Below are 25,258 nucleotides of genomic sequence, written 5' to 3'. Positions count from 1 at the left end.
GATCACACCGCCTCGATCAGCATGGCGCCGCCGAGCCCGCCGCCAATGCATTCGGTGGCAACCCCGCGCCGCGTGCCGAGCCGCTTCATCGTATTGACGAGATGCAGCACGATGCGGTTTCCGGAGGTGCCGACGGGATGCCCGAGCGAGATAGCGCCGCCATCGACATTGAGTTTTGCGCGGTCGATCTCACCGGCCGCGCCGTCCAGCCCCAAGATCTCGCGGCAGAACTTGTCGTCATTCCAGGCGGCGAGGCAGCCGAGCACCTGGGTGGCGAACGCTTCGTTGAGCTCCCAGGTCTCGACGTCCTGGATGGTGAGATCGTTGCGCTTCAGCAGCGGCGTCGCCGACATCACGGGACCGAGACCCATGATGCTTGGATCAAGTGCGGCCCAGTTGCTGTCGACGATGACGGCCTTCGGCGTCAGCTTGTGCCTGGCGACCGCTTCGTCAGACGCCAGGATCACCCAGGACGCGCCGTCGGTGATCTGCGAGGAATTGCCGGCAGTGACCTGGCCCCAGGGACGCTCGAACACCGGCCTCAGCTTTGCGAGCGTCTCGGCCGTCGAGTCCGGACGCACGCCATCATCATGGTCGAAGAATTTTCCGTCACGGGAGAACGCGGTTTCGACTTCGCCCTTGAGAAAGCCTTGTGCCTGCGCCTGCGCGAGCCGGCGATGGCTCTCGGCGGCATAGGCATCGGACTGCGCACGGGTGATGCCGAAGAGATGGCCGACGACTTCGGCCGTCTGGCCCATGTTCAGGTCGGTAATGGGATCGGTCAGCCCGCGCTCGAGGCCGATGATCGGTTTGAGATAGCGCGGCCGCAGCTTGAAGGCTGCGGCAAGCTTCGCGGCGACACCCCTGGCGGTGGCGAGGCCGGCGAACCAGCGCACGCCGGAATTGGGCCAGACCAGCGGCGCGTGGCTCAAGGCCTCGGTGCCGCCGGCGAGGATCATGTCGGCATGGCCCTCGCGGATGTAGCGGTAGGCGGTGTCGATCGACTGCATGCCCGAGCCGCAATTGATCTGCACGGTGAAGGCGACCATGTCTTCGCCCATGCCGAGCCGAAGCGCGGCCACGCGAGCAGGGTTCATCTCGTCCGCGATCACGTTGACGCAGCCGAGGATGACCTGGTCGAAGGTATCAGGCGAAAACGGCTGGCGCGCCAGCAGCGGCCGGCCGCATTGCACGGCGAGGTCGACCGGCGTGAACGGCCCCGGCCCCGAACGCGCCTTCAAAAACGGCGTCCGGCTGCCGTCGACGATGAAAACCGGTCGTGCCATCAGCTCGCCGCCCTCTGTTCACCGAGTTCCTGGAAGAACTGATGCACGTCGCCGGATTTCTTGTAAATCGGCGACAGCGCCTCCGGCGCAAAATCGTCGACCTCGATCACTTCAGTGACGGCTTCGCGGGCCGCGGCCAGCTGCTCGCCCTCCGCCTGCGTGATCACGCCCTTGGCCACCGCATCCTTCCATTCGCTCATATGAGCCGCGCGCATGCGCCTGGCGATGGCGTCCGTGCCTGCGACCAGGTTGAACGCGCGCTCCAGCCGGGCGAAGCCGCCATGGTCGTCGACATAAGCGAGATCGGGCGTGAGGCGGTCGCGCGCGGCCGACGGCTCCAGCACGAGGCTCGCGCATTGATGCACGACCCGGTCGGAGGGACCCAGCACGCGGGCACCGAAGGGCTGGACCACGAATTTGAGAATGCCTGCGACGAAGCGGTTCGGCAGATTGGCGAGAATTTCCGCAAGCCGGTTCTCGATGGTCCGGAAGCCCGTCGCCATGCACCATTCGAGCGCGGCAAAGTCCTCCTTCTGCCGGCCCTCGTCCTGCCAGCGTTTCAGCGCGGCCGAGAGCAGATACAGCTCGGACAGGATGTCGCCGAAGCGCGCCGACAGCATCTCCTTGCGCTTGAGCGCGCCGCCGAGCGTCAGCAGCGCCATATCGGCGCAGAGGGCAAACGCCGCGGAGTAGCGCGAGAGTTGACGATAGAATGGCCTGGCGTCGCCGGCGTCGGGTGCGAGCGCGAAGACACCAAAGCTCCAGCTCCGGCCGAACGCGCGCAAGAGTGTCTCGAAGCTGTGGCCGACATGCTTCCAGAACGCCTTGTCGAAGGCGGTGAGCCCGCGCTCGCGATCGGTATCCGCGAGCGCATTCATCTCGTCGAGCAGATAGGGATGGGCGCGGATGGCGCCCTGTCCGAACACGATGAGATTGCGGGTGAGGATATTGGCGCCCTCGACGGTGATGCCGACGGGGACGGCGCGGTGGAGATTGCCGAGATAGTTTTGCGGACCGTCGATCACGGCCTTGCCGCCATGAATGTCCATGGCATCGTCGACCGCGGTGCGCATCCGCTCGGTCGCGTGCAGCTTCATGATACCGGAGATGACGGCGGGATGGATGCCGGCATTCAGCGCGGCGCAAGTGAGCCGTCGCGCCGCGTCGAGCTGATAGGCGGTCGCGACGATGCGGGCGAGCGGCTCCTCGACGCCCTCGAATTTTGAGATGGAGATGCCGAACTGCTCGCGGATGCGGGCATAGGCGCCGGTGGTGCGGGCGGCATAGGCGGCGCCGGCGGCGGAGAGCGACGGCAACGAGATGCCGCGGCCGGCGGCGAGCGCCGTCATCAGCATCTTCCAGCCCTGCCCCAGCCGCGCCTGGCCGCCGATGACGTAGTCGAGCGGAATGAAGACCTCGCGGCCCCAATTCGGGCCGTTCTGGAACACCTGCATCGAGGGCAGATGGCGTTTGCCGATTTCGACGCCGGGCAGGTTGGTCGGGATCAGCGCCACGCTGATGCCGAGCTCTTCCTGGCTCCCGACGAGATGATCGGGGTCATAGGCCTTGAAGGCGAGGCCAAGCAGCGTCGCGACGGGACCGAGCGTGATGTAGCGCTTGTGCCAATTGAGCTTCAGGCCGAGCACCTCCTGGCCCTCGAAGGTGCCTTTGCAGATGATGCCGGTGTCGACCATCGAGGCGGCATCAGAGCCGGCCTCGGGGCTGGTGAGGCCGAAGCAGGGAATGTCGCGGCCGTCGGCAAGTCGCGGCAGCCAGCGCTGCTGCTGCTCCTTCGTGCCGAAGTGCATCAGGAGCTCACCCGGGCCCAACGAGTTCGGCACCATCACCGTCACCGCGGCGGCGATCGAGCGGGTCGAGATCTTGCGTACCACTTCCGAATGCGCATAGGGCGAGAAGCCGAGGCCGCCGAACTCTTTCGGAATGATCATGCCGAAGAATTTTTCGCGCTTGATGAAGTGCCAGACATCGGCTGGCAGGTCGCGCCATTCCCAAAAGATCTTCCACTCGTCGAGCATGGCGCAGAGCTCGTCGACGGGGCCGTTGAGGAAGGCCCGCTCCTCTTCGGTCAGCGTTGCCTGCGGGACCTTCAGCAGCTTCGACCAATCAGGGTTGCCGGTGAAGAGATCGGCGTCCCACCAGACGTCGCCGGCCTCCAGCGCCTCGCGCTCGGTGTCCGACATCGCCGGCAGCACGCCGCGCGCCCAGGAGAAAATCGGCTTTGTCAGGGTGTCACGGCGGAAGCTCATGGCGGACCTCATGCATCGGCGCGGTGATGGGGCATTTTAGCGGAAAGTGGCCGGCGGAGGTGAACACTTCACCTGCGAAAAGACGCGAATTGACGCGGCTGGGCGGCCGCCCAGGGCCATAACGGCCGAGGCGTGGTGGCGGTTCCGGGAGAGGGCCTGGCCGCGCCAGTCCTCACGTCATTCCGGGGCACGCGAAGCGTGAGCCCGGAATCCATCGTGCGCCAGCGTTGCTCGATGAATGGATTCCGGGCTCGCGCCTAGCGGCGCGCCCCGGAATGACGGGATGGAGAGAGAGGCGCCTAATCCGGCCGCACCATCTCGAACATGTTTTCCGGCTTGATCTCGAAATAATCACCGCTGCGGCCGGCGCGGACAATCGGGCGGGCGGCGGCGGTCTGGTAGACGCCGTCCTTGATCATGGCCTTGTCGATGTGGACGGCGACGACCTCGCCGAGCGTCAGCCAGGCATTGGCCTCCTTGCCGTCGGCGCCCTTGAGCCGGACGATATCGGACACCTTGCATTCGAAGGCGACGGGACTCTCGCCGACGCGCGGCACGTTGACGAGCCTGCCGGGCACGGCGGTGAGGCCGGCAACCTCGAACTCGTCGACCTCAGGCCCGACGTGCGCCGCAGTCGCGTTCATGTGCCTGGCCAGGTCCATGGTGGCGAGATTCCAGACGAACTCGCCGGTCTGCTGGATGTTCTCGACCGTGTCCTTCCAGTTCGTGGAGGAGAAGCCGATGATCGGGGGGACATAGCAGAACGCGTTGAAGAAGCTGTAGGGCGCGAGGTTGACGTGGCCCTTGGTGTCGCGCGAGGAAATCCAGCCGATCGGCCGCGGCGCGACGATGGCGTTGAAGGGATCGTGCTTGAGGCCGTGGCCCTTGGCGGGCTCGTAGAAGTGCAGGTCTTTGTCGGTCACGGGCGCTTTTCCTGGTCCTTGTAGCCCGGATGGAGCGAAGCGTAATCCGGGGCCGCAGCACAACGCTCAACCATCCCGGATTGCGCTTTGCTCCATCCGGGCTACGTCGGCCTGCTTATAGGAGGAAACCCGTCGTCGCGTCAGTGCCGCGGGGACAATCCCGCGATGACGAAATCGATCATCTGGTCGATGGTCGGGCCCGGCTTGGTAGCGCACTGGGCGATCATCTGGGGGTGGAAAAACCGCATCATCGCGGTGCAGGCGCAGAGCGCGGCCAGTTGCAGGTCCGGCGCCTCGAACTCGCCGGAAGCCACACCTTGCGCGATCATCTGGCCGACGACCCCGCCAATGCACTCCATGTGGTTGACGCAGACGTCCCAGTCCTCCTGCATCGCGATCTCGACCATCTCGTGCAATTTGGAATCGCCGACATAGCGCTCGGTGTTCATGCGATGGATGGTGGTGAGCAGTTCGCGGAAGCGCGGCAGTACCGGACCCGGCCTGGCCACGATCCGCTGTGCTTCCAGCTCGACCTCGCCCATCAGCGAACGGGCCACCGCCTGATGAATCGCCTTCTTCGATTCGAAGAAGCGATAGACGTTGGCGGGGCTCATCTTGAGCTCCTTGGCGATGTCGCCGACCGTGGTCTTGAGATAACCGATCTGGCGGAACAGCCGCTCGGCCACCTCGAGAATACGATCCCGGGTGTCGCCTTCGATATGTTCCGAAACCAATGTCATCTGTCAGGACTCGTCAATCAGCAGTTTATCTTCACTTATTCAGCCGCCTCAGCAAGCGGAATTGCGTGCTGGTCATCGCTCCCATGCTGCGGCGCGGCAGGCTGCTCGGGCGTGCCCGCCTCATCCAGGCTCTTGCGGAACCAGAGGGCGTAGAGACCCGGCAGGTACAGCAGCGTCAGGAAGGTCGCAACGAACAATCCGCCCATGATGGTGATGGCCATCGGGCCCCAGAACGCCGAGCGCGACAGCGGGATCATGGCGAGGATGGCGGCAAGCGCCGTCAGCACCACCGGACGGGCGCGGCGGACGGTGGCCTCGACGATCGCCTCGCGGCGGGTCAGGCCGTGCGAGACGTCGGTCTCGATCTGATCGACCAGGATGACCGCGTTGCGCATGATCATGCCGGCGAGCGCGATCAGGCCGAGCAGCGCCACGAAGCCGAACGGCGCGTTGGCGATATTGAGCCCGAAGGAGGCGCCGACGATGCCGAGCGGCGCGGTCAGGAACACCAGGATCAGGCGCGAGAAGCTCTGCAGCTGGAACATCAGCAGCGTCAGCATCACCATGACCATCAGCGGGAAGAGAATGAAGATCGAGGCGTTGCCCTTGGCGGATTCCTCGAACGCGCCGCCCGCCTCGATGCGGTAGGCCGGCTCGAGGTTGTCCTTGATAGCCTTCAGCTTCGGCGCGATCTGGCCGGTGACGTCGGGCGCCTGCACGCCGTCGACGACGTCGGAGCGCACGGTGATCGCCATGTCGCGGTTACGCCGCCACATGATCGGCTCCTCGTGGGCATACTCGATCTTGGCGATCTGCTGCAGCGGCACGGCCACGCCGTTACGCGAGGTGATGGTGAGATCGCCGACTGCGCCGAGGTCGAGCCGTTCGGACGAGACAGCGCGCGCGACCACGCCGACCTTCTCGATGCCGTCGCGCACGGTCGTCACCTGTGAGCCCGAGATCAGCATCGACAGCGCCTGCGACACGTCCTGCGGGGTCAGGCCCATGGCGCGGGCGCGGTCCTGGTCGACGACGAGCTTGAGGTAAGGCGACTGCTCGTTCCAGTCGAGCTGGACGTCCTTGACGCTCTTGTTCTGCCGCATGACGTCGCGGACCTGATAGGCGATCTCGCGCACCTTGTTGGCGTCGGGGCCGATGACGCGAAACTGCACGGGAAAACCAACGGGAGGACCGAAATTGAAGCGGTCGACGCGCACGCGGGCCTCGTTGAGCGCGCCGTCGGCAACGGCGTTTTCAAGCTTGGCCTTGATGCGCTCGCGCGCCTCGACGCCCTTTGCGACGATGACGATTTCGGCAAACGCCTCGTTCGGAAGCTGCGGATTGAGGCCGAGCCAGAAGCGCGGCGAACCCTGCCCGACATAGGCCGTGTAGGTCTCGATGTCCTTGTCGTCCTTGAGCATGGTCTCGGCCTTCTTCACCGCCTTTTCCGTGACGTTGAAGGCGGTACCCTCGGGCAGGCGCAGCTGGAGGAACAGCTCCGGGCGCTCGGACAGCGGGAAGAACTGCTGCTGGACGTGGCCGAAGCCGACGATCGAGGCGATGAAGACGCCGACGGTCGCGGCCACCACGGTGATGCGGTGGTTGACGCACCACTGCACGATGGCGCGCAGGCCCCGATACATGCGGGTCTCGTAGACCGCGTGCGGATCGTGATTGTGGTGCACCTTGATGTTGGGCAGCAGCATGACGCCGATATAGGGCGTGAAGATCACCGCCACGAACCAGGACGCGACCAGCGCGATCGCCACGATCCAGAAGATGCTGCCGGCATATTCGCCGACCGCGGAATTGGCAAAGCCGATGGGGAGGAAGCCAGCGGCCGTGACCAGCGTTCCCGTGAGCATCGGAAACGCAGTTGATTCCCAGGCAAAGGACGCCGCACGCATGCGGTCCCAGCCCTGCTCCATTTTCACCACCATCATCTCGACGGCGATGATGGCGTCATCCACCAAGAGGCCGAGCGCGATGATCAGCGCACCGAGCGTGATGCGGTGCAGGTCGAGCGACATCGTGTTCATGACGACGAAGACGATGCCGAGCACCAGAGGCACCGACAGCGCGACCACGATGCCGGTACGCCAGCCCAGCGCCAGGAACGACACGAACAGCACAATGACGAGGGCTTCCATGAAGGAGTGCACAAACTCGCTGACGGCGTGCTCGACCACCTTGGGCTGGTCGGCGATCAGCTTGACGTCGACGCCCTGCGGCACCGCCTTCATGAATTCAGCCGTCGCCTTCTCGACCTCCTTGCCGAGATCGAGGATGTTGGCGCCCTTGGCGGTGACGACGCCGATGCCGATCGCGGCCTTGCCTTCCTGGCGCACGATGAAGCTCGGCGGGTCGACATAGCCATGGGTGACGGTGGCGATGTCGCCGAGGCGGAACACGCGACCGTTGCTCTCGACCGGGGTTTCGGCGACGGCCTTGGCGCCGTCGAGCGCACCGGTCACGCGCAGCGGCACCCGCTGCGACGAAGTCTCGACCGTGCCGGCCGGCGTCACGTTGTTCTGCTTGGCGAGCGAATCGAACAGCGCCTGCGGCGTGATGCCGAGCGTGGCGAGCTTCGCATGGCTGAACTCGACGAAGATGCGCTCATCCTGGTTGCCGTAGACGTCAACCTTGGTCACGCCCGGCACCTTCAGAAGGCGCTGCCGGAAGCCCTCCGAGACCTTCTTGAGTTGGGCGTAGTCGGCGCCGTCGCCGGTCATCATGTAGAGGATGGAATCGACGTCGGAGAACTCGTCGTTGACGACGGGTCCCAGAATCCCCGCAGGCAACTGGCCCTGCACGTCGGCCAGCTTCTTGCGCAGCAGATAAAAGAGATACGGCACGTCCTTCGGGGGCGTGGAGTCGCGGAAGGTGACCTGCAGCGCGGTGAAGCCGGGCTTGGAATAGGTCTGCACCTTCTCGAAATAAGGCAGCTCCTGGATTTTCTTCTCGATGGGATCGGCGACCTGCGCCTGCATTTCCTGCGCGGTCGCGCCCGGCCATAGCACGGAGACGTTGACCACCTTCACCGTGAAGAACGGATCCTCGGCACGTCCGAGCTTCTGATAGGAGAAGAACCCGGCGACGCCGAGTATGAGCATCAGGAACAGGATCAGCGTCGGATGGCTGACGGCCCAGGCCGAAAGATTGAAGCGCTTCATCGCACTCTCCAAAGATGATCCGGTTACAAAAAAAACTACAGCCACTCTGTTCAACGCGTCGTCGCGAGGCAGCGAAGCAATCCAGGGGGCTGGGCAGGTTCTGGATCGCTTCGCCGCTTCAGCCAAAGCATTTGCGCTTGGGCCGAAACTCACCTCACACGACGTAGCTCGTAAGCGAGACCTAAAAGGACAGTGACGAGACGATCCGCACCCTCTGGCCCGGATCGAGCTTCTGCACACCGAGGGCGACGATCTTGGCGCCCTCTTCCACGCCACCGGCGATGACGACGTCGTTGCTCTCATAGGACTTCACCACGACCGGCTTCAGCGTGACCGCGCCGTTGTCGTCGACGACGTAGAAGGACGGCTTGCCGCCTTCGTTGAACAGCGCCGACAGCGGCAGCCGCGCGACGCGCTCGGTCGCAGCGTCCGACAGCGTCAGCGTCGCAGTCATGCCGAGCGAGACCTTGTCGTCGGCCTCGGGCAGCGAAAACTTGGCGAGATAAGTGCGCGTCGCAGGATCCGCGGTTGGCGCGATCTCGCGCAGCCTGGCCGTATATTTCTTGCCCGGCTCCGACCAAAGAGTGACGCTGGCGGCGCCCGATTTGGCACGTCCGACCAGCGTCTCAGGGATCGCGACGACCGCTTCCTTTTCGGCAAAGCGGGCGACACGGATCGAGGTCTGGCCTGCGGCAACCACCTGGCCGGGCTCGATCAGCGTTGCGGTGACGACGCCACGGGCGTCGGCGTTGAGCGTCGCGTAGGAAAGGGAATTGTTGGTCAGTTCAACCGAGCGCTCGGCCCGGTTCAGGCGGGCGCGGGCCTCGTCGGCGGCGGCGCGGCTCGAATCCAGCTGCGCGTCGGTGGTCCAGCCCTTGGCCTTCAAATCCTTGGCGCGCTGCTCGGCGGCGGCGGCCTGGGCCAGCACGCCGGTCGCAGCGGTCTGCTCGGCAACGGCTTGCTCGGCCTGGAGCTTCAGATCGACCTCATCGAGGACCGCGAGCGGCTGGCCGATCTCGACGGTCTGGCCGACTTCGACCAGACGCTTGGCGACCTTGCCGGCAACCCGAAAGCCCAGATCGCTCTCGATCCGCGGCCTGATGGTGCCGACGAAGCTGCGCTCGGGCTTTTCGGCATCATAATGGGCGGTGGCGACGAGAACCGGCCGCGGCGGCTCGGCCTTTTCAGCGACGGTGTCATTGCACCCCGCGAGGGCGGCAGCCATCAGCGCCAGCGAAATACCCGCCAAGAGCCTCGAATAGCTGGACAAAACGGATCGGACGAACATCGGAGGACACTCCCTCGGCTGCAATGAGAGGAATGTCGACTAATCACTGATGAAAGTCAATATTCGTCAGTCATCAGGAAAGCGTGATCGTTAAGAGCTGATGAAGCCGCAATTTGCGCAGCAGCTGACACCCAAAATTCGCAAAACCAGGCTGGCCAGCGTGGCCGGGATCACATGCCCCGCATGACGCAGGCATTCACCCGGCTGAAAGTCCGGTTATTCCGCCCGGTGTGGCCATTGTTGGAGCATTTCGCCCAGAGCGCTTCGACTTCCTTCACACTGCGCTTCTGCCCGGGCGTGCCTGACGGCGCCGGCTCGGTCGCAGCGGGGCGTTCGGCGGGTGGTTTTGCGGCGACAGGCGGGGCCTCGCGCCGCGCCGGGCGCTTCGGCCGGACGCGCTCGCAGGTGTTGTCGTCGCCGAGCTCGTAATTGGCCTCGCAACTGATCCTGACGCAGTCCTCGCCGCTCGGCCGGAAGCCATGCTCGCAGATCAGCGGGCAAACCCGTGCAGGACGCACGCGAATGGACTCCAGCGCATCGACGCTCGCAAGCTTCACATCGAATTTCGTGCCGGCGTTCTTGTTGAAAAGCTGGAGTGACTTTTGCGCTGCCTCATTCCAGGAGCTGCTGATCTCGCCTTTCAGGCAGCCGACCCGGCGCAGTTCGCCTTGCAGCAGGCGAGGAATATCGGACGCAGCCTGCTGTGCCGGCTTGGCTGCACTCTCGAGATCGGGAGACAAAGCAGCGAGCTGGGTCGCGGCCTTCGGATCGCGCGCCTTGCCGTCGTCCGTGCCAGGCTTCGCCTGCTCCGCAAGCTTGCGCTGAGCCTCCGCAGCCTCTTCGCGTGCCCGCTGCTCGGCCGCAAGGCGCGCCTGTTCGGCCGCCCTTTCAGCAATCTTGGCTTCTTCGGATGCCTTCGCCTTCGCAGCCTGCTCGGCCGCGAGCCTCACCTGCTCCTGCGCCTTTGCCGCAGCCACCTGCCGTGCGCGCTCAGCCTCGGCAGCCTTCTGCTCTGCGGCCTTGGCTTCTGCAGCCTTGGCTTCTGCAGCCCTGGCTTCCGCAGCCTTGACCTCTGCAGCCTTGACCTCTGCAGCCTTGACCTCCGCAGCCTTGGCGGCGTCCTCGCGCACCCTCTTCTCTGCCGCAAGACGCGCCTGTTCGGCTGCCTTGGCTTCTTCGGCCGCCTTGGCCTTTGCTGCCTGCTCAGCCACGCGGCGTGCCTGTTCCTGCGCCTTCGCCTCGACGAGCTGCCGCGCGCGCTCGCCCTCGGCGGCCTTCTGCTCGGCCGCCCTGGCCTCGGCCGCCTTTGCGGCCTCCTCCTCGCGCGCCTTCTTGCTGGCTATGAGACGCGCTTGCTCGGCGACCCTCGCTTCCTCCGCAGCCTTGGCCTTCGCAGCCAGATCGGCGGCGAGCCGGGCCTGCTCTTGCGCCTTTGCCTCGGCAATCTGCCGGGCGCGCTCGACCTCCGCCGCCTTCTGCTCGGCTGCTTTCGCCTCCGCGTCCCTGGCGGCATCCTCACGCCTCTTCCTTTCGGCCGCAAGGCGCGTCTGTTCGGCGGCCCTGGCCGCTTCCGCAGTCCTGGCCGCTGCAGCCTTGTCGGCCGCGATCCTTAGCTGCTCCTGCGCGGTCGCGGACCGCGCGGCGTCTTCCATCAGCTTGCGGTGCTGCGCCTTGGCCAGTTCGGAGTAGAAGCTGTGAGGATAGGTCGCAATGAAGGAGGCCCATACATCCGGCGTGCTGATCTGAAGCGCCAACTCGTAGGCGCGGCGGATCTCGGGTTCGGCATCCTTGGCCGGGGCTGCGGCCTCAACGAGCGCAAGATCTTCACCGCCGAGGGAGCCATACAGGAACGGCTCCTGCCTGTTGTTGGTCGCCTTCAGCACGTCGTCGCGCACGAAGCCGAACGCCTTGCGCAGATCGAGCCCGGGCCGCGGCAGATACTTGATCAGCGCGGTCGTGAACGGACTGTTCTTGCTGTCGCCATCGGCCGCGGTCGAGCCGGCCTTGGCGGCAAAGGCAACCAGGGTGTTGGATCCGGCCGGCTCGACCCGCGCGAGCCCGCGCTCGATCGAGCGCGACACCACGGTGCGCTTCATGTTCTTCTTGAAAGGATTGTCCCGGCAGGCGTCGAGAATGACCAGCCGCAGCCGCTTCGCGGGCTCGATCACTGTGAGCAGCCGGTCGAGCGGTATCGCCTCATCATAGGCGTCGATATCGCGCTCCAGCAGCGCATCCGTCGGGATGATGTAGTTGGTGCCGTCGATCTCGATGCCGTGCCCGGCGAAATAGAGCACCGCGATATCGGCGTCGCGACTGCGGTCGGAGAAGTCGCGTAGCGCCCGCCGCATCTCGACAGCCTTGAGGTCGCGCCTGAGATCGACCACGTCGAAGCCGGCGCCTTTCAACGTTGCCGCCATCGCCTCGGCATCGTTGGACGGGTTCGTGAGCTTGACGACGTTCTGGTAGGTGGAATTACCGATCACGAGCGCAACGCGTTTCGCCGCCAGCGCCGGTTGGGCCAAAAGCATCAGAGCGCAAAGCGCCGACGCGAATGTGCTCACGGCCCACATCAAAAAAGGAATCCCTCAGACAGGCAATTTGGAACCGTAACATCGAATGGTTGAGAAGGCGACACGACCCTCCGAAGAAATGTGAGCGCCGTCACACTTCACAGTGCGGCGCTCACCCCCAATCCGACGAAAACGGTACAATTGACGCCGAGGGCGCCAACGCGCCGTCACCGCCCCTGTTCGGCGAACTCGTGCTTGCTGTCGTGGCCGCCGATGAAGACCAGGATGCCGGCGATCAGCGGCAGCACCGCGAGCACGAGCAGTCCGCTCGAGGTCTGGCCGGTGGCTTCCTTGACCCAGCCGATCAGATACGGTCCGCCGAAGCCGGCGAGATTGCCGATCGAGTTGATCAGGGCGATGGCGCCGGCCGCCGCCGTGCCGGAGAGCCACGCGGTCGGCAGGGTCCAGAACACACCGAAGCAGCAGAACACGCCGATCGCGGCGACCGTCAGCACGATCATCGTCAGGGTGGGGTCGGTGAGATAGCTGGAGACACCGAGCGCGACGGCAGTGAGCAGCAACGGCGCGCCGACATGCATCACGCGCTCGCGCGTCGCATCGGAATGCCTCGCCCACAGGATCATCGCGATGGTGCCGAACAGATACGGGATGGCGGTGACGAAACCGGTCTGGGCGTTGGTGAGGCCGAACGCCTTGACGATCTGCGGCAGCCAGAACTGCATGCCATACAGCGCGCCGACGAAGCCGAAATAGACCAGGCTCAGCATGATCACCTTTGGTGAGGATAGCGCCTCACCGAGCGACAAATGCTTCACCGCCTGCTTGGCCGCGATCTCGGCATCGAGCTTGGTCTTGAGCCAGGCTTTCTGCTCGGCCGTGAGCCAATCCGCTTTCTCCGGCCTGTCGGTGAGATAGAACCAGGTGACGATGCCGAGCAGCACCGAGGGAATGCCCTCGATGATGAACAGCCACTGCCAACCCTTCAGGCCCATCGCGCCGTCCAGCCCGAGCAGCAGGCCCGAGACCGGGGCGCCGATTACGGTGGAGACCGGCACGGCAATGGCGAAAGCCGCGAGGAAGCGGGCGCGATATTCGGCCGGATACCAATAGGTGAGATAGAGGATGATGCCGGGGAAGAAGCCGGCCTCGGCGACGCCGAGCAGGAAGCGCAGCACGTAGAAGCTCGTGACGCCGCTCGTGAGCGCCATCAGCGCCGAGATGATGCCCCAGGTCACCATGATGCGGGCGATCCAGCGGCTGGCGCCGAACTTTTCCAGCGCCAGATTGCTCGGCACCTCGAAGATGAAATAACCGATGAAGAAGATGCCGGCGCCCCAGGAGAAGATCAGCGGCGTGAATTTCAGCTCGGCATTCATGGTCAGCGCGGCGAAGCCGAGATTGACGCGGTCGAGATAGGAGAAGAAGTAGGCCAGCACCAGGAAGGGGATCAGGCGCCAGGAGATGGCGCGGATCGTCGAGATCTCGATTTCCGACTTGGCTGCGCCGGCGGAACCGGCATAGGTCGTGGTCTGGCTCATGGCTTCCCCCATGGTTGTTGCTTTTATGGGCTGAAAAGCCGGTTTTGAATATCGCGGGCGAAGAGTCAATGGAGCAAGCAATGCAGTGGGCGCAGCGGGCCACCACGTTGCGCTACGACAGAGATCGGTGATCCACGCCGCGCACAACTACTCCGCCAATTGAAACTTCTCAAAACGATCGAGCTCCTCCTCGATCTTCCGTTTGAGCTCCTTGCGCCCTGCGGTTTTCTTTCCCTCACCGACCCAGGTCCATTTCTGCATCAGCAGCTTCTTCGCCTGCCGGTCGGTCTTCAGATCGAGCGCGGCGACGATCTCGTCGCCGACCAGCACGGGCAGCGCGAAATAGCCGAGCTTGCGCTTGGCCTTCGGCACATAGGCCTCGAACAAGTGGTTGTAGCCGAAGATGAGATTGGTGCGCTTGCGCTGGATAATCAGTGGGTCGAACGGCGACAGGATGTGAACGAGATCAGGTGGCGCGCCCTCGCCCGGCTCGAGCGCCACCGGCAGTGCCCAGTGCTCCTGCTTGCCGGCACCCTCGATGGCGACAGGCACGAGCTCGCCACGGCGGACGCGCGAGCCGATCAGGGCAGCCACCGCCGGCTTGCGCGGCGCGTCGAGATGACAGACCGAATCGAGGCTCACGACACCTTGCGATCGCAGCGCGCGATCGAGCAGATAGGCCGTGATGTCCTTTGCCGACGCCGGCTTCGGCAGCTTGTCCCAGCCGAAATGGCGCGTCATCAGCTCATAGGTCTTGAGCATGCCCTGGCGCTCGCTGATGGTCACGGCACCCGTATAGAAGGCGAGCTGCAACGCCCGCTTCGAGGGTTTTCGGCTTTGCCAGAGATGCTCCTTCTCGGTGAGCACGTCGTCCTCGATGTCGCGGATCGTCAGCGGGCCGGCGCGCACCAGCCGCATCACCTTGCGCGTGTCGGCAGGCTTCACCGAGGCGAACCATTTGTGCCCCTGCCGGCGGTGCTCGCGCATCGCCGGCAGGAAGAAGCGGAAGTCGCCGGCCGGCACGTAGGAGAGCGCATGCGTCCAATATTCAAAGACGCTCTTGTCGACGCTCTGGGCGTGGCGCAGGTCGGCGCGGCGGTAGGACGGGATCCGGCTGAACAGGATGTGGTGATGGCAGCGCTCGATCACGTTGATGGTGTCGATCTGCACATAGCCGAGATGGGCGACCGCGTCGGAGACGGCTTGCGCGCCGTCACCGAACGGCGCGCGATCGTCCAGCCGCTGGGCATGAAGCCAGATTTGCCGGGCCTGTTTCGTGGTGAGTGGAATCGGTTTGGGCGCGCGGGACATTGCGGAATGCAGTGTAGCGGGATTCGCATCCAGGCAAGAAGCCGATCCAGGAGCGACAAGGAGAAACCGCGCTGCCATCTACTGACAGCGCGGTCGGAAGGTGCGCTACACGCGCCTACTTCATCGACATCGCCTTCTGCGCCTTCATGTAATGCATGCAGGCGCTTTTCATCTTGCCGTTGCTCATGTCGGTGTTGGCCATGGCCATTTCCTTGTTCATGGCCGTCTTGGCCGGCGTATCCGCCGTGCCGCCCATCATGGCGGCGGACTTCATCATATTATCGCTGGTGCATGCCATCATGGCGGCGGATGCCGGTGAAAGGGAAAGGGTGAGCGCGACCAAAGCGGCGGCTGTGAGCAAGATCTTCATCGAAATGTCTCCTCCGTAAAACGAAACCGGCGTCATGCCGGCCTTCGCAATACGTATTCTCCGGCGAAGACGTTTCGTAGAGAAGACAATTTTCTTGCTGCGGTGCGAAGGCGGGGGCTCAGCGGCCGGCGTTCGGGGCTTTGGACCGGTCGCCAACGCTGCCTGTTGCGACATCGGGTTCGCACGAGGCCTTGCCGCGCTCCTCCGCCTGGCAGCGATAAACACTGCCGGTGAGACGATCGACCAGCCACATGTTCTCGTCGGTCGGCGCTTGAAGCCCGACATAGCGGGAGGTCAGCCCCGTGATCAGCGTCGACAGCAGGATCGCCACCGCGATCATCGCTGCGCCGATGTAGATGGGCATGGAGCTCAGGGACACGGTCCGATCCGGCGGGCCACTGCGATAGATCTGGTAATCACTTGGCCTCGCCACGGGGTGGAACTCGGCTCCCTTCGTTTGCGCCTGTCGGAGGCTGTGCCCTGCTAGGCGTCCATCTGGCCGAAAAATTGTTCGCAGACAGGCCAACACGCGACGGCTTTGCGACAATCGATGACCATGGGTTTCCCTGAGTGAACCGGCCCCCGCCCCCGAGCGGCACCTGGGCGCGGCGGTCCTCAGTGATGCGGATCACGACAGGACTGCGAAGGCTCGAACGCTCGCCGGGCAGCGTGCGACCACTCTCTTCACGCGTCAGCGTCCGTCCTCCGAGTGGACCTCGGGTCGGCCATCCATGAACCCGAAACCGCTTGAAATTCCCTGACATGACCCCGGACGGCCCCGTTTCCAGCGTGACCAAGATCACACCAGGGGTTTTGAACCTGCCCTATGCTTGCAGCATCAAATAGCCATCAGGCGTCACAACGAGGATACGACAATGACTGGTTTTAATAAGTCTTTTGCACTGAAGGCGATAACCCTCTCGGCAGTTCTCTCGATGACGGCCGGCCTGGCCATGGCCGGCGACGGCAATGTCTCGACCAACCAGATCCTGGATGCACTGAAGCCGAAGGCGGCGACCCGCGGTCTGTCCGCAGGTCCGCAGGTGGATCCGGCGGTGCAGGCCAAGGAATCGACCTTCCTGAACACCGTGCGCAACCGCTCGACCCGGTCGCTGTCGACGGGCGAGCGCGAGCAGATTGCCGAGCTCGCCGCGACCAAGCCGAAGATCGATCTGGAGATCCAGTTCGACTACAACTCGGCCGACATTGCCAAGACGTCGGTGCCGTCGGTCCAGGCGCTCGGAAAGGCGCTGTCCGATCCCTCGCTGAAGGGCTCGACCTTCGTGGTCGCCGGCCACACCGATGCGGTCGGCACCGAGGCCTACAATCAGGGGCTCTCCGAGCGGCGGGCCGACACCATCAAGAAATATTTGGTGCAGAACTACGGCCTCACCGGCACCGATCTCGTCACCGTCGGCTACGGCAAGACCAAGCTGAAGGACGCCGCCAACGGCGCCGACCCGATCAACCGCCGCGTCCAGGTCGTGAACATGGACACCAAGACCGCGTCAAAGTAATTCACAGGTCACCGCCCATAAGGCGCCGCCTGCCGTTCCCCGGCAGGCGGCGATATCATATCCAGCTTTGGAAGAGCATCAGCCGGTTGAAGCTCTGCATCGACGTGCCGACGAAGGCCGCCGAGATCGGCAGCATGGCGGCAAAGCCCGCTGCCGCGACCGCGACATAAGCCCACAACAGCCAGCGTGGCAGACCGTCCCGGCGCAGCACGTAGACCAGCGCGAGCGACGCCACGGTCGCGGCCGGCAGATAGTAATAAATGAAGGCCAGCGTACGCGGCAGCAACGCCCAGGCGAGCCAGGACCCGAAATAGAACACCGCGATCAGGAACGCATCCCGGCGACGCGCGACGACGAAGTCGCGCAGCACGACGGCGAGCGCGGGCAGCGCCGGCCACAGCACCAGGGGATTCCCGAGGAAGACGATCGCGGAGACATTGTCGTCCGCGGTCTTGTCGAACAGGAACCACACCGGGCGCGCGAGCAGCGGCCATGACGGCCAGGCGCTCATATAAGTATGGCCGGCGATGGCAGTGGTGGTGTTGTCGGCGAATATCCGGCGCTGCGCCTCGACCAGATCCGGCAGCGACATGCCGTAGAGCGGGACGAAGGCCGCAAGATATGTCATCGCGGGCAGGACAATGAAGCAGAGCACGACGTGATGTAATCCGAAGCCGGGCCAGAGATCGGGCCGGTACCAATCCTCCGGCTTCGCGTCGGCAAACAGGGTGTGCCAGCCCTGCATCAGGCGGATCACCGCGACGATGGCGATGCAGATTCCGAGCGGAAACAGGCCGCTCCATTTGCAGGCGACAGCACAGCCGAACAGACTGCCGGCAGCCGCGAACAATGCATGGGGACGATCCTTTCGAAAACCGTGCATGAAGGCGGCAATCGCGAGCAGGCCGAAGCCGAGTGCAAAAATGTCGAGCATCGCGACGCGCGCCTGCACGTACAGCATCTGGTTGCAGCCGGCGATCAGCGCGGCGGCGATCGCAGGCCCTTGCGCGGCGAACAGCGCGAGGCCGCACAGATAGATCGCGACGATCGCGAGCGCGCCGAACAATGTCGCGGGATAGCGCCAGCCCAGCGCGGTGTCGCCGAAGGTCGCGATCGATAGCGCGATCAGCTCTTTCGCCAATGGCGGATGCATCGGATTGAGCATCGGTTGCGACATCGATGGTGCCAGCATCTGCCGCGCTGCCGGCACGTAATGCACTTCGTCGAAGACGAACTTCTCCGGCGTCGTCAAGCCGATCAGCAGGGCAAGATGCGCGACCAGGAAAATCGCGACAGCAATCACTGCGCTCCGCGACACCTTCGGAACCGCGGCCAAGTCGCGCGGCACTTGTGGGGAAGTTTTGCGTGGCAAATTTGCGTCACCGCCGAGAATAATTGAGATCGCGGTTTTCATTGAACGCATTCTGCCGCAACTGTCACTAAGCATAACGCAGGTCTCGCGCTGCTTGTGATAATTCCGCCACATCGCAAGCGCGCGTGATCCGGTACGATCAGGGACACATCGATCGGTTGCGAAATGAATTTGCGTTTCTGGCTTTTCTCCACGTTGTTGTCGACGGTCTTGTGCGCGGCGTCTTGCGCCCAAGCGCAGACGCGCGTCGGTGAAGCCGTCGTGATTCAGAATGAAGTCGTTCGCGTGGCCACGACCACGACGCCGATCAGCGTCGGCGACAGCATGCTGCGGGACGAAACCGTGCGCACCGGCGCCGGCAGCGCGGCGCGCTTCGTGATGGCCGACAGCACCAATCTGTCGCTCGGTCCGAGCGCGACGCTCAAGCTCGACCGCACCGTCTTCAACGACGAGCACAGCTATCGTGACGTCGCGATCCGCATGACGACCGGCGCATTCCGTTTCGTCACCGGACATTCCGAGAAGACCGCCTACAAGATCACCACACCGCTCGCGACCATCGGCGTGCGCGGTACCACTCTCGATATCCTGTCCCAGCGCGGCCGCTCGGTCGTCGTGCTGCAGGACGGCGCCGCCAGTGTCTGCACGACGAGCCAACAGTGCGTCCAGCTCACCCAGCCCGGCGACACCGCAATCATCACCTCGACCGGCGGCAAGGTCTCTATCAGTAAGACCAATACGCCGCCCTGGACCTTTGCCGCGACCTGCGCCGCGAGCGCGGGACTGTGCGCGGTCAACCAATATGCGGACGCGTCGCCGACCATCACGCCCGCCGCCCATGACGACGGCATGCTGTGCGGGCGCTGACGATGGAAGTATTCAACGTCAGGCGCTTCATGCTCGCGAGCGTGCTGACCGCCGTGGCTGCGTTTGCGTTGATCGCGGTCGATGCCCGTCCGGCGGCAGCCGCCACGGCGTGCGAGTCCGAGTGCGGAGGTCCGACGCCCACCCCGGCGCCGAGCTATTCACCCTCGCCGTCGCCGACCCACAGCCCCTCGCCCTCGCCCAGCCCCAACCCGTCATCGTCGCCGAGCCCTTATCCGTCATCCTCGCCGAGCCCGACGCCGACTGGCGCGGATTCCAGCGGCGGCTCGATCGGCGGCCTTGCCAACCAGCGCTTCAACCAGATGATCACCAACCGGGTGCTCGGCACGGTGCTGCTCGGCGTCAACGAGCAGGTCAATTGCAGCAACTGCGTCAGCGCATTCGGCTCCGCCGGCTCGTTCTCGGCGGGCATTCATGGCCGCAAGGAGCTGACCAACAATCTGTCGCTGCTCGCCGGCATCGCCTACACGCAGTACAGCGAGGGCGGCTACAACATCACCAGCGCGCCGATCGGCGCGTTCGCGCTGCGCTATGATTTCACCGACTGGGGCTCGTCGCGTCCGTTCTTCGACGTCGGCACGATCCTGACGCCGTGGGAGAAGGCGCGCTACACCCGCAGCTACAGCACCAGCCTCGGACCGGTGAGCGTCACGAGTTCGACCAACGCCGCGAACTACGCCGTCTATGGCCGCGCCGGCTGGATGAGCCGCGTGTCGCCCCGCGACGAGATCGCCGCCTCGATCGAGGTCTGGCAGCTCTGGCAGCGCGTCTCGGGCTATACGGACAGCGCAGTGGCGTTCAATCCGTTCGACGCCAGCATCGCGACCGGCACCGACCGCACCAGCCTGGTCAAGATCGGCGGCCAGTGGACGCATCTCTACGGCAGCAATATTGAGGCCAACATCAATGGCGGCTGGGTGCAGTCATTCGCTGGCCATAGCGGCATCGTCGCCACCGTGACCGGCGACGGCGTGGTGGTGCCGACCATGGGCAACCAGGGCTGGTTCGAATATGGCGGCCGGCTCGGCTTCCGCGTGCAGAAGGGCTGGATCGTCGACCTGTTCGCCAACGGCACGCTCGGCCCGCAGCCGGTGGGTAACACCATCCATGGCGGCGTGGGGCTGCGGATCAATTATTAGCGGCGGACCTTCGCCTCAAATTCCGCTGTCATGTCCCGGCTCGACCGGGCGATGACAGTGAGTATGTGGCAAGGGCACGCGCTTCACGCCGCCGACTTGCCCTCGAACGCCCGCCGCAGCGCCTCCACGTCCAGCTTGACCATCTTCATCATGGCCTGCATCGCGCGTGCGGCAGCCGCCTTGTCGGGGCTCGAGAGGAATTCGAACATCACCTTCGGCACCACCTGCCAGGCCACGCCCCAGCGATCCCTGAGCCAGCCGCACTGCTCTTCCTTGCCGCCATGGGCCAGGAACGCATTCCAGACGCTGTCGACCTGGGCCTGATCGTCGCAATGGATCATCAGCGAGATCGCGTGGGTGTATTCCATTTTCATGCCGCCGTTGAGCGCGACCAAAGGCTGTCCCGCCACCGAGAATTCGACGACGAGCACGGAGCCTTCCTTGCCGGACGGGCCATCTGAAACATTGCGCTGAACATGCGTGATCGCCGAATTCGGCACGAGCGAGACGTAGAATTTCGCGGCTTCCTCGGCATCGCCGTTGAACCACATGCAGGGAACGACCTTGGACATCGTGAATGCTCCTCTTCGGCTTCTTGCTGTCGTGGGCTTAGATCAGGCGTTCGCCATCTCGGACTGCGCGGCGAAGGCTGCCATGTCCATCCAGTTCACACCCCACATGTGGCCGTCCGGATCCTCGAAGCTGCGGCCGTACATGAAGCTGTATTCGTCTTTCGGGCTGGGATCGGCGACCCCGCCTGCAGCCGCGGCCCTGCCGACGATATCGTCGACCTCGGTCCGGCTGTCCGCGGACAGGCAGAACAGTGCCTGGTTTGAGGTCTTTGCATCCGAGATCGGCTTCGGCGTGAACTGCCGAAATTTCTCGTGGGTCGTCAGCATCGCGTAGATGGTCTCGGAAAAGACCATGCAGCTCGCTGTTTCGTCGCTGAATTGCGGGTTCCTGGCCGCACCGACCGCCTCGTAGAAGGCAGTGGCGCGCTTGAGGTCGGTCACGGGCAGATTGAGGAAAATCATCCTGGGCATCGGAGCTCCTTGGGCGGGGTTCTGCCCAAGGACGGACGGCTGGGCTGCCACCCGACAGCGCTTCCGAATATTTTTTCGCTCTCTAACCTGCGGGGTTCTGTCGCATCGCCCGACGCGGTCTTGGGCCAGCCCTACTTCTTCTCGTTCGGATCGCGGTGAATGGGATCGACCCACAGCACGGTCTCGGGCTTCTCGACCGGCTCGATGTCGAGGTTGATCGCGACCGCCTCGCCGTCGCTGCGCACCAGCACGCATTCCAGCACCTCGTCCGGGCTGGCGTTGATCTCCTGATGCGGCACGTAGGGCGGGACGAAAATGAAGTCGCCGGGGCCGGCTTCCGCAGTGAATTGCAGGCTCTCGCCCCAGCGCATTCGCGCCTTGCCCTTCACCACATAGATCACGCTTTCGAGATGGCCATGGTGATGCGCGCCGGTCTTGGCGTCGGGCTTGATGCTGACCGTGCCCGCCCACAATTTCTGCGCACCGACGCGCGCGAAATTGATCGCGGCCGCGCGGTCCATGCCCGCCGTCGACGGCACGTTGGTATCGAGCTGGTTGCCGGGAATGACGCGCACGCCGTCATGCTTCCAGCGATCGTCGTGATCGTGGTCATGGTGCGAATGCGAATGGTCATGGCCGGTCATGGGACTTGCTTTCTATTGGTTCCGTGTGCGGCAAACTAACCCAAAGCCGCGACATCGAGCCATAACAAAAACGGAACCCTTGTAACCGTCGGACGTTGTCCCAGCGAGCAAACCGCAGGAGAGTTTCATGGGTAGCACGACCGACAAGATCAAGGGCACCGCAAACGAGGCAATGGGCAAGGCCAAGCAGGGCGTCGGTGAAGCCACCGGATCCGAACGCCTGAAGGGTGAAGGTGCGGTCCAGGAAGTGAAGGGCAAGGGCCAGCAGGCCATGGGCGACGCCAAGGATGCCGCGAAAGACGCGGTCGATCGCGCCGCGGCCGCAGCCAAGCGCGCGACGGAATAAGACGAGATAACACCGTCGCACTGAAAGCGAAAAGACCGGCCGGAGGCCGGTCTTTTTGTTTACGGGCTCACTTCACCCCGAGCAATTCCACGTCGAACATCAGCGTCGCGTTCGGCGGGATCACGCCGCCTGCGCCGCGGGCGCCATAGCCGAGCTGCGGCGGAATGATCAGCGTGCGCTTGCCGCCGACCTTCATGGAGGCAACACCCTCATCCCAGCCGGCGATGACGCGGCCCTTGCCGATCGGGAATTCGAACGGCTCGTTACGGTCGACCGACGAGTCGAATTTCTTGCCCTTCTGGCCGTTCTCGTAGAGCCAGCCGGTGTAGTGCATCACGCAGATCTGGCCGGGCTTCGGCGAAGCGCCGGTGCCGGCGACGCTGTCGGTGATCTGCAAACCTGAAGCTGTGGTCATGGTCTTCCCTGCGGTCTGGGCCGAGGCCGTGGTGGAAACGAAATCGGACACGCCGGCGATCACGGTGATCGCGAGTGCCGACATGATGGCGAGGAGCACGCGCTGTAAACGCTGCATAAGAGACCTTCCGTTTGAGGCGCAAGGTGTCTAGCGCAACGCCGACTCCGTTTCCACCCCTCAGGCCTCGATATTTTCCAGCCGCACGGGCAGCTTGCGGATGCGCTGGCCCGTGGCGTGATAGATCGCATTGCAGATCGCCGCATTGGTGCCGACATTGGCGAGCTCGCCGAGGCCCTTCACGCCTGCCGGGTTGATGCGATCGTCCTGCTCGGAGAGCAGGATCACCTCGACACTGGGCACGTCGGCATTCACGGGCACCAGATAGTCGGCAAGATTGTCGTTGACGTAGCGCGCATTGCGCTCGTCGATCTCGGTGGCCTCCAGCAGCGCCGAGGACATGCCCCAGATCAGGCCGCCCATGAGCTGGCTGCGCGCCGTGCGCGGATTCATGATGCGGCCCGCCGCGAACGCTCCCACCAGCCGCGGCGCACGAATTTCATGGGTAAAGCGGTTGACGCGGACCTCGACGAACTCGGCACCGAAGGCATAGGCGATCTTGTCCTTCATCTGATGGCCACCGACGAGCCGCGCGTGCCCGCTGTGCATCGCCGTGAAGGAATCCAGCGGCGCGCCTTCGGGCTTCCACTCGCCATATTCCTCGACGATGCCGACGCCGAGCGCGTCGAAGGCCTCATCGAGATCGAGTGGACGATCGCTCTGCGCCGCCTGCGTGCTCGGCGCCTGGCTGATGCCGACAGTCTCCTTGGCCTTGTCGGCAAGGCTGTCGCTCGGCATCACGGCCTTGAACAGCCTTTGACGAATCCGGTCGCACACCATCATCACCGCCGAGCAGGTGCTGGCAGTCGAGTTCGAACCGCCGGCAACAGGCGCCGGCGGCAGATCGCTGTCACCCAGGAAGACCGCGACCTTCTCCAGGGGCACGCCGAGCCGCTCGGCCGCGGTCTGGGCGATGACGGTATAGGCACCGGTGCCGATCTCGTGACCGGCGATCTCGACCCGGGTACGGCCGTCGCGCTGGAGGCGGACGCGCGCGGCAGACGGCGCCATCTGCGTCGGATAGCAAGTGGCGGCACAGCCATAGCCGATCAGCCAGTCGCCGTCCGACATCGATTTCGGCTGCGGCGAACGCTGCGACCAGCCAAACGCCCTGGCGGCCCCGTCGAAGCACGCCATCAACGACCGTGACGTATAGGGCTTGCCGCCGATCGGCTCCACGTTGGTGTCGTTGATGCGGCGGAGCTCGACCGGGTCCATGTTCAGCTTCACCGCAAGCTCGTCCATCGCGCTCTCAAGCGCAAAGAGATACGGCACCTCCGGCGGTGAGCGCATGAAGCCGGGCGTGTTGCGGTCGGCGCGCACGATCGACACCAGACTGGCGACGTTCGGGCAGGCATAGAGCCGCGTCGTGGTCTTGGTGCCGCCGACGCAATAGGCATCCGGACGCGATGAAACCTCCGCGCCGTCATGCCTCAAAGCCACCAGCTTGCCGTCCCGATCCGCACCAAGCATGATCTCATGGCGCGTCTCGGCGCGGTAGGTCGCGATGGTGAAACCCTGGTCGCGGGTCGGCACCAGCTTGATCGGCCGGTTCAGGCGTTTGGCAATGCCGGCGATGATGGCGGTGCGGGGCGTCATCGAGCCGCGCGAACCAAAGCCGCCGCCGACATAGGGATTGACGACACGGACCTTGTCGGCATCGATGCCGAGCTGCTCGGCGACGCCGTTCTTCAGGCCATAGACATACTGGCTGCCCTCGTAGATGACGAGGTCGTCGCCCATCCAGGCGCAGCTCGTCGTAAACAGCTCCATCGGGTTGTGGTGCTGGGTCGGCGTGTCGTAGGAGGCGGAGAGCTTGACTTCGGCCGCGTCGAACGCCTTGGCGAAATCGCCGACCTCCGGGTCTTCCTTGAACTGTGCGTTCTGTCCCTTTGCCGCTGCCGTGGTGATCCCCGGCGAGTCGAAGCTCGCACTCGGTGCCACGGCCGTGTAGCTGACCTTGACGCGATTGGCGGCCTCGCGCGCCGCCTCGTAACTCTCGGCGATGACGACGGCGATGATCTGGCCGTCATGGGCGATGTCGGCCGATTTCAGCGGCTGGATCGTGGTGCCGGCATAGCCGCCATTGCTGAACAGTTTCGATTCCTTCAGCTTCGGAGCGTTCTCGTGCGTGACGATGTCGATCACGCCACGGACCCGTCTGGCATCATCGAGATCGAAACTGTCGATGCGGCCCTTGGCGATGGCGCTGGTGACCAGGAATGCGTAGGCCGGATTGTCGAGCGGCATGTCTGACGCATATGTCGCCCGTCCCGTGACCTTTGCGGCCGCGTCATAGCGCGGGACCGGCTTGCCCATGTTCGCTTTCGGCTCGGGAGCTGCAGCGGTCATG

General features: G+C 64.4%; 21 protein-coding genes. 4 read left to right on the top strand and 17 right to left on the bottom strand.

Going from position 1 to position 25,258, the window contains the following annotated elements:
* Positions 1-2 precede the first annotated feature (2 nt).
* The 11 genes from AC0L2J_RS01150 to AC0L2J_RS01100 all read right to left on the bottom strand — a co-directional run bounded on the left by AC0L2J_RS01150 (position 3) and on the right by AC0L2J_RS01100 (position 15,791).
* Complete coding sequence (locus tag AC0L2J_RS01150) at positions 3-1,286, bottom strand: acetyl-CoA C-acetyltransferase (RefSeq protein WP_473386661.1); 1,284 nt, start codon at positions 1,284-1,286, stop codon at positions 3-5.
* Positions 1,286-3,553: an acyl-CoA dehydrogenase gene (locus AC0L2J_RS01145; RefSeq protein WP_473386659.1), complete on the bottom strand. Its 2,268-nt coding sequence runs from the start codon at positions 3,551-3,553 to the stop codon at positions 1,286-1,288. Before AC0L2J_RS01145 ends, AC0L2J_RS01150 begins: the two co-directional genes overlap by 1 nt.
* 299 nt (positions 3,554-3,852) lie before the next feature.
* Complete coding sequence (locus AC0L2J_RS01140; protein ID WP_027516354.1) at positions 3,853-4,476, bottom strand: flavin reductase family protein; 624 nt, start codon at positions 4,474-4,476, stop codon at positions 3,853-3,855.
* A gap of 140 nt (positions 4,477-4,616) precedes the next feature.
* Entirely contained in the window at positions 4,617-5,216 is a 600-nt protein-coding gene (locus AC0L2J_RS01135; RefSeq protein ID WP_007606969.1) for a TetR/AcrR family transcriptional regulator, read from the bottom strand.
* A gap of 35 nt (positions 5,217-5,251) precedes the next feature.
* A complete protein-coding gene (locus AC0L2J_RS01130) occupies positions 5,252-8,389 on the bottom strand; it encodes an efflux RND transporter permease subunit (protein ID WP_473386657.1) in 3,138 nt (1,045 codons plus the stop codon).
* 181 nt (positions 8,390-8,570) lie between these two features.
* Entirely contained in the window at positions 8,571-9,677 is a 1,107-nt protein-coding gene (locus AC0L2J_RS01125; protein WP_063993524.1) for an efflux RND transporter periplasmic adaptor subunit, read from the bottom strand.
* A 170-nt stretch (positions 9,678-9,847) separates the two neighbouring features.
* The gene (locus AC0L2J_RS01120) at positions 9,848-12,205 is read right to left on the bottom strand and encodes a caspase family protein (RefSeq protein WP_473386654.1); all 2,358 of its coding nucleotides are present in this window, start codon (positions 12,203-12,205) and stop codon (positions 9,848-9,850) included.
* A gap of 209 nt (positions 12,206-12,414) precedes the next feature.
* A complete protein-coding gene (locus tag AC0L2J_RS01115) occupies positions 12,415-13,746 on the bottom strand; it encodes an MFS transporter (protein WP_473386652.1) in 1,332 nt (443 codons plus the stop codon).
* A gap of 147 nt (positions 13,747-13,893) precedes the next feature.
* Positions 13,894-15,057 (bottom strand): winged helix-turn-helix domain-containing protein, encoded by a 1,164-nt coding sequence (locus tag AC0L2J_RS01110; RefSeq protein ID WP_473386650.1) that lies wholly within the window; start codon positions 15,055-15,057, stop codon positions 13,894-13,896.
* A 115-nt stretch (positions 15,058-15,172) separates the two neighbouring features.
* Positions 15,173-15,427 (bottom strand): hypothetical protein, encoded by a 255-nt coding sequence (locus AC0L2J_RS01105; protein WP_473386649.1) that lies wholly within the window; start codon positions 15,425-15,427, stop codon positions 15,173-15,175.
* A gap of 118 nt (positions 15,428-15,545) precedes the next feature.
* On the bottom strand, positions 15,546-15,791 hold the full coding sequence (locus tag AC0L2J_RS01100) for a hypothetical protein (RefSeq protein WP_473386876.1): 246 nt from the start codon (positions 15,789-15,791) through the stop codon (positions 15,546-15,548).
* Positions 15,792-16,302: 511 nt separating this feature from the next.
* On the opposite strand from AC0L2J_RS01100, the gene AC0L2J_RS01095 reads away from it, so the two are divergent.
* Complete coding sequence (locus tag AC0L2J_RS01095; RefSeq protein WP_007606948.1) at positions 16,303-16,944, top strand: OmpA family protein; 642 nt, start codon at positions 16,303-16,305, stop codon at positions 16,942-16,944.
* 55 nt (positions 16,945-16,999) lie between these two features.
* On the opposite strand, the gene AC0L2J_RS01090 is transcribed toward AC0L2J_RS01095, so the two are convergent.
* Positions 17,000-18,430, bottom strand: a complete 1,431-nt coding sequence (locus AC0L2J_RS01090; protein WP_473386644.1) for a phospholipid carrier-dependent glycosyltransferase — start codon at positions 18,428-18,430, stop codon at positions 17,000-17,002.
* Positions 18,431-18,481: 51 nt separating this feature from the next.
* On the opposite strand from AC0L2J_RS01090, the gene AC0L2J_RS01085 reads away from it, so the two are divergent.
* Entirely contained in the window at positions 18,482-19,183 is a 702-nt protein-coding gene (locus AC0L2J_RS01085; protein ID WP_063993530.1) for a FecR family protein, read from the top strand.
* A 2-nt stretch (positions 19,184-19,185) separates the two neighbouring features.
* On the top strand, positions 19,186-20,340 hold the full coding sequence (locus tag AC0L2J_RS01080; RefSeq protein ID WP_473386640.1) for a hypothetical protein: 1,155 nt from the start codon (positions 19,186-19,188) through the stop codon (positions 20,338-20,340).
* An 83-nt stretch (positions 20,341-20,423) separates the two neighbouring features.
* Here AC0L2J_RS01080 and AC0L2J_RS01075 read toward each other — a convergent pair whose 3' ends face one another.
* From AC0L2J_RS01075 to AC0L2J_RS01065, 3 genes are all read right to left on the bottom strand, one after another.
* A complete protein-coding gene (locus tag AC0L2J_RS01075; RefSeq protein WP_247372609.1) occupies positions 20,424-20,912 on the bottom strand; it encodes a VOC family protein in 489 nt (162 codons plus the stop codon).
* 42 nt (positions 20,913-20,954) lie between these two features.
* Positions 20,955-21,383, bottom strand: a complete 429-nt coding sequence (locus AC0L2J_RS01070) for a VOC family protein (protein WP_473249307.1) — start codon at positions 21,381-21,383, stop codon at positions 20,955-20,957.
* Positions 21,384-21,514: 131 nt separating this feature from the next.
* Entirely contained in the window at positions 21,515-22,027 is a 513-nt protein-coding gene (locus AC0L2J_RS01065; protein WP_007606929.1) for a cupin domain-containing protein, read from the bottom strand.
* Positions 22,028-22,154: 127 nt separating this feature from the next.
* On the opposite strand from AC0L2J_RS01065, the gene AC0L2J_RS01060 reads away from it, so the two are divergent.
* Positions 22,155-22,373, top strand: a complete 219-nt coding sequence (locus AC0L2J_RS01060; RefSeq protein ID WP_007606928.1) for a CsbD family protein — start codon at positions 22,155-22,157, stop codon at positions 22,371-22,373.
* Positions 22,374-22,440: 67 nt separating this feature from the next.
* Here AC0L2J_RS01060 and AC0L2J_RS01055 read toward each other — a convergent pair whose 3' ends face one another.
* Both AC0L2J_RS01055 and AC0L2J_RS01050 read right to left on the bottom strand, forming a co-directional pair.
* The gene (locus tag AC0L2J_RS01055) at positions 22,441-22,905 is read right to left on the bottom strand and encodes an FKBP-type peptidyl-prolyl cis-trans isomerase (protein WP_007606926.1); all 465 of its coding nucleotides are present in this window, start codon (positions 22,903-22,905) and stop codon (positions 22,441-22,443) included.
* Positions 22,906-22,965: 60 nt separating this feature from the next.
* The gene (locus AC0L2J_RS01050) at positions 22,966-25,257 is read right to left on the bottom strand and encodes a xanthine dehydrogenase family protein molybdopterin-binding subunit (protein ID WP_473386637.1); all 2,292 of its coding nucleotides are present in this window, start codon (positions 25,255-25,257) and stop codon (positions 22,966-22,968) included.
* Position 25,258 lies beyond the last annotated feature (1 nt).

It is taken from the genome of Bradyrhizobium sp. MV1.5, from assembly GCF_055807615.1.
Note: the sequence above shows the minus strand (reverse complement) of the source record. Positions and strands in the feature narration are given on the sequence as shown.

Bases quoted from the DNA above. Each gene is read 5' to 3' on its own strand.
- AC0L2J_RS01150 (WP_473386661.1), bottom strand. From the start codon at position 1,286: ATGGCACGACCGGTTTTCATCGTCGACGGCAGCCGGACGCCGTTTTTG.
- AC0L2J_RS01145 (WP_473386659.1), bottom strand. From the start codon at position 3,553: ATGAGCTTCCGCCGTGACACCCTGACAAAGCCGATTTTCTCCTGGGCG.
- AC0L2J_RS01135 (WP_007606969.1), bottom strand. From the start codon at position 5,216: ATGACATTGGTTTCGGAACATATCGAAGGCGACACCCGGGATCGTATT.
- AC0L2J_RS01130 (WP_473386657.1), bottom strand. From the start codon at position 8,389: ATGAAGCGCTTCAATCTTTCGGCCTGGGCCGTCAGCCATCCGACGCTG.
- AC0L2J_RS01125 (WP_063993524.1), bottom strand. From the start codon at position 9,677: ATGTTCGTCCGATCCGTTTTGTCCAGCTATTCGAGGCTCTTGGCGGGT.
- AC0L2J_RS01120 (WP_473386654.1), bottom strand. From the start codon at position 12,205: ATGCTTTTGGCCCAACCGGCGCTGGCGGCGAAACGCGTTGCGCTCGTG.
- AC0L2J_RS01115 (WP_473386652.1), bottom strand. From the start codon at position 13,746: ATGAGCCAGACCACGACCTATGCCGGTTCCGCCGGCGCAGCCAAGTCG.
- AC0L2J_RS01110 (WP_473386650.1), bottom strand. From the start codon at position 15,057: ATGTCCCGCGCGCCCAAACCGATTCCACTCACCACGAAACAGGCCCGG.
- AC0L2J_RS01105 (WP_473386649.1), bottom strand. From the start codon at position 15,427: ATGAAGATCTTGCTCACAGCCGCCGCTTTGGTCGCGCTCACCCTTTCC.
- AC0L2J_RS01100 (WP_473386876.1), bottom strand. From the start codon at position 15,791: ATGCCCATCTACATCGGCGCAGCGATGATCGCGGTGGCGATCCTGCTG.
- AC0L2J_RS01095 (WP_007606948.1), top strand. From the start codon at position 16,303: ATGACTGGTTTTAATAAGTCTTTTGCACTGAAGGCGATAACCCTCTCG.
- AC0L2J_RS01090 (WP_473386644.1), bottom strand. From the start codon at position 18,430: ATGTGGCGGAATTATCACAAGCAGCGCGAGACCTGCGTTATGCTTAGT.
- AC0L2J_RS01085 (WP_063993530.1), top strand. From the start codon at position 18,482: ATGAATTTGCGTTTCTGGCTTTTCTCCACGTTGTTGTCGACGGTCTTG.
- AC0L2J_RS01080 (WP_473386640.1), top strand. From the start codon at position 19,186: ATGGAAGTATTCAACGTCAGGCGCTTCATGCTCGCGAGCGTGCTGACC.
- AC0L2J_RS01075 (WP_247372609.1), bottom strand. From the start codon at position 20,912: ATGTCCAAGGTCGTTCCCTGCATGTGGTTCAACGGCGATGCCGAGGAA.
- AC0L2J_RS01070 (WP_473249307.1), bottom strand. From the start codon at position 21,383: ATGCCCAGGATGATTTTCCTCAATCTGCCCGTGACCGACCTCAAGCGC.
- AC0L2J_RS01065 (WP_007606929.1), bottom strand. From the start codon at position 22,027: ATGACCGGCCATGACCATTCGCATTCGCACCATGACCACGATCACGAC.
- AC0L2J_RS01060 (WP_007606928.1), top strand. From the start codon at position 22,155: ATGGGTAGCACGACCGACAAGATCAAGGGCACCGCAAACGAGGCAATG.
- AC0L2J_RS01055 (WP_007606926.1), bottom strand. From the start codon at position 22,905: ATGCAGCGTTTACAGCGCGTGCTCCTCGCCATCATGTCGGCACTCGCG.
- AC0L2J_RS01050 (WP_473386637.1), bottom strand. From the start codon at position 25,257: ATGACCGCTGCAGCTCCCGAGCCGAAAGCGAACATGGGCAAGCCGGTC.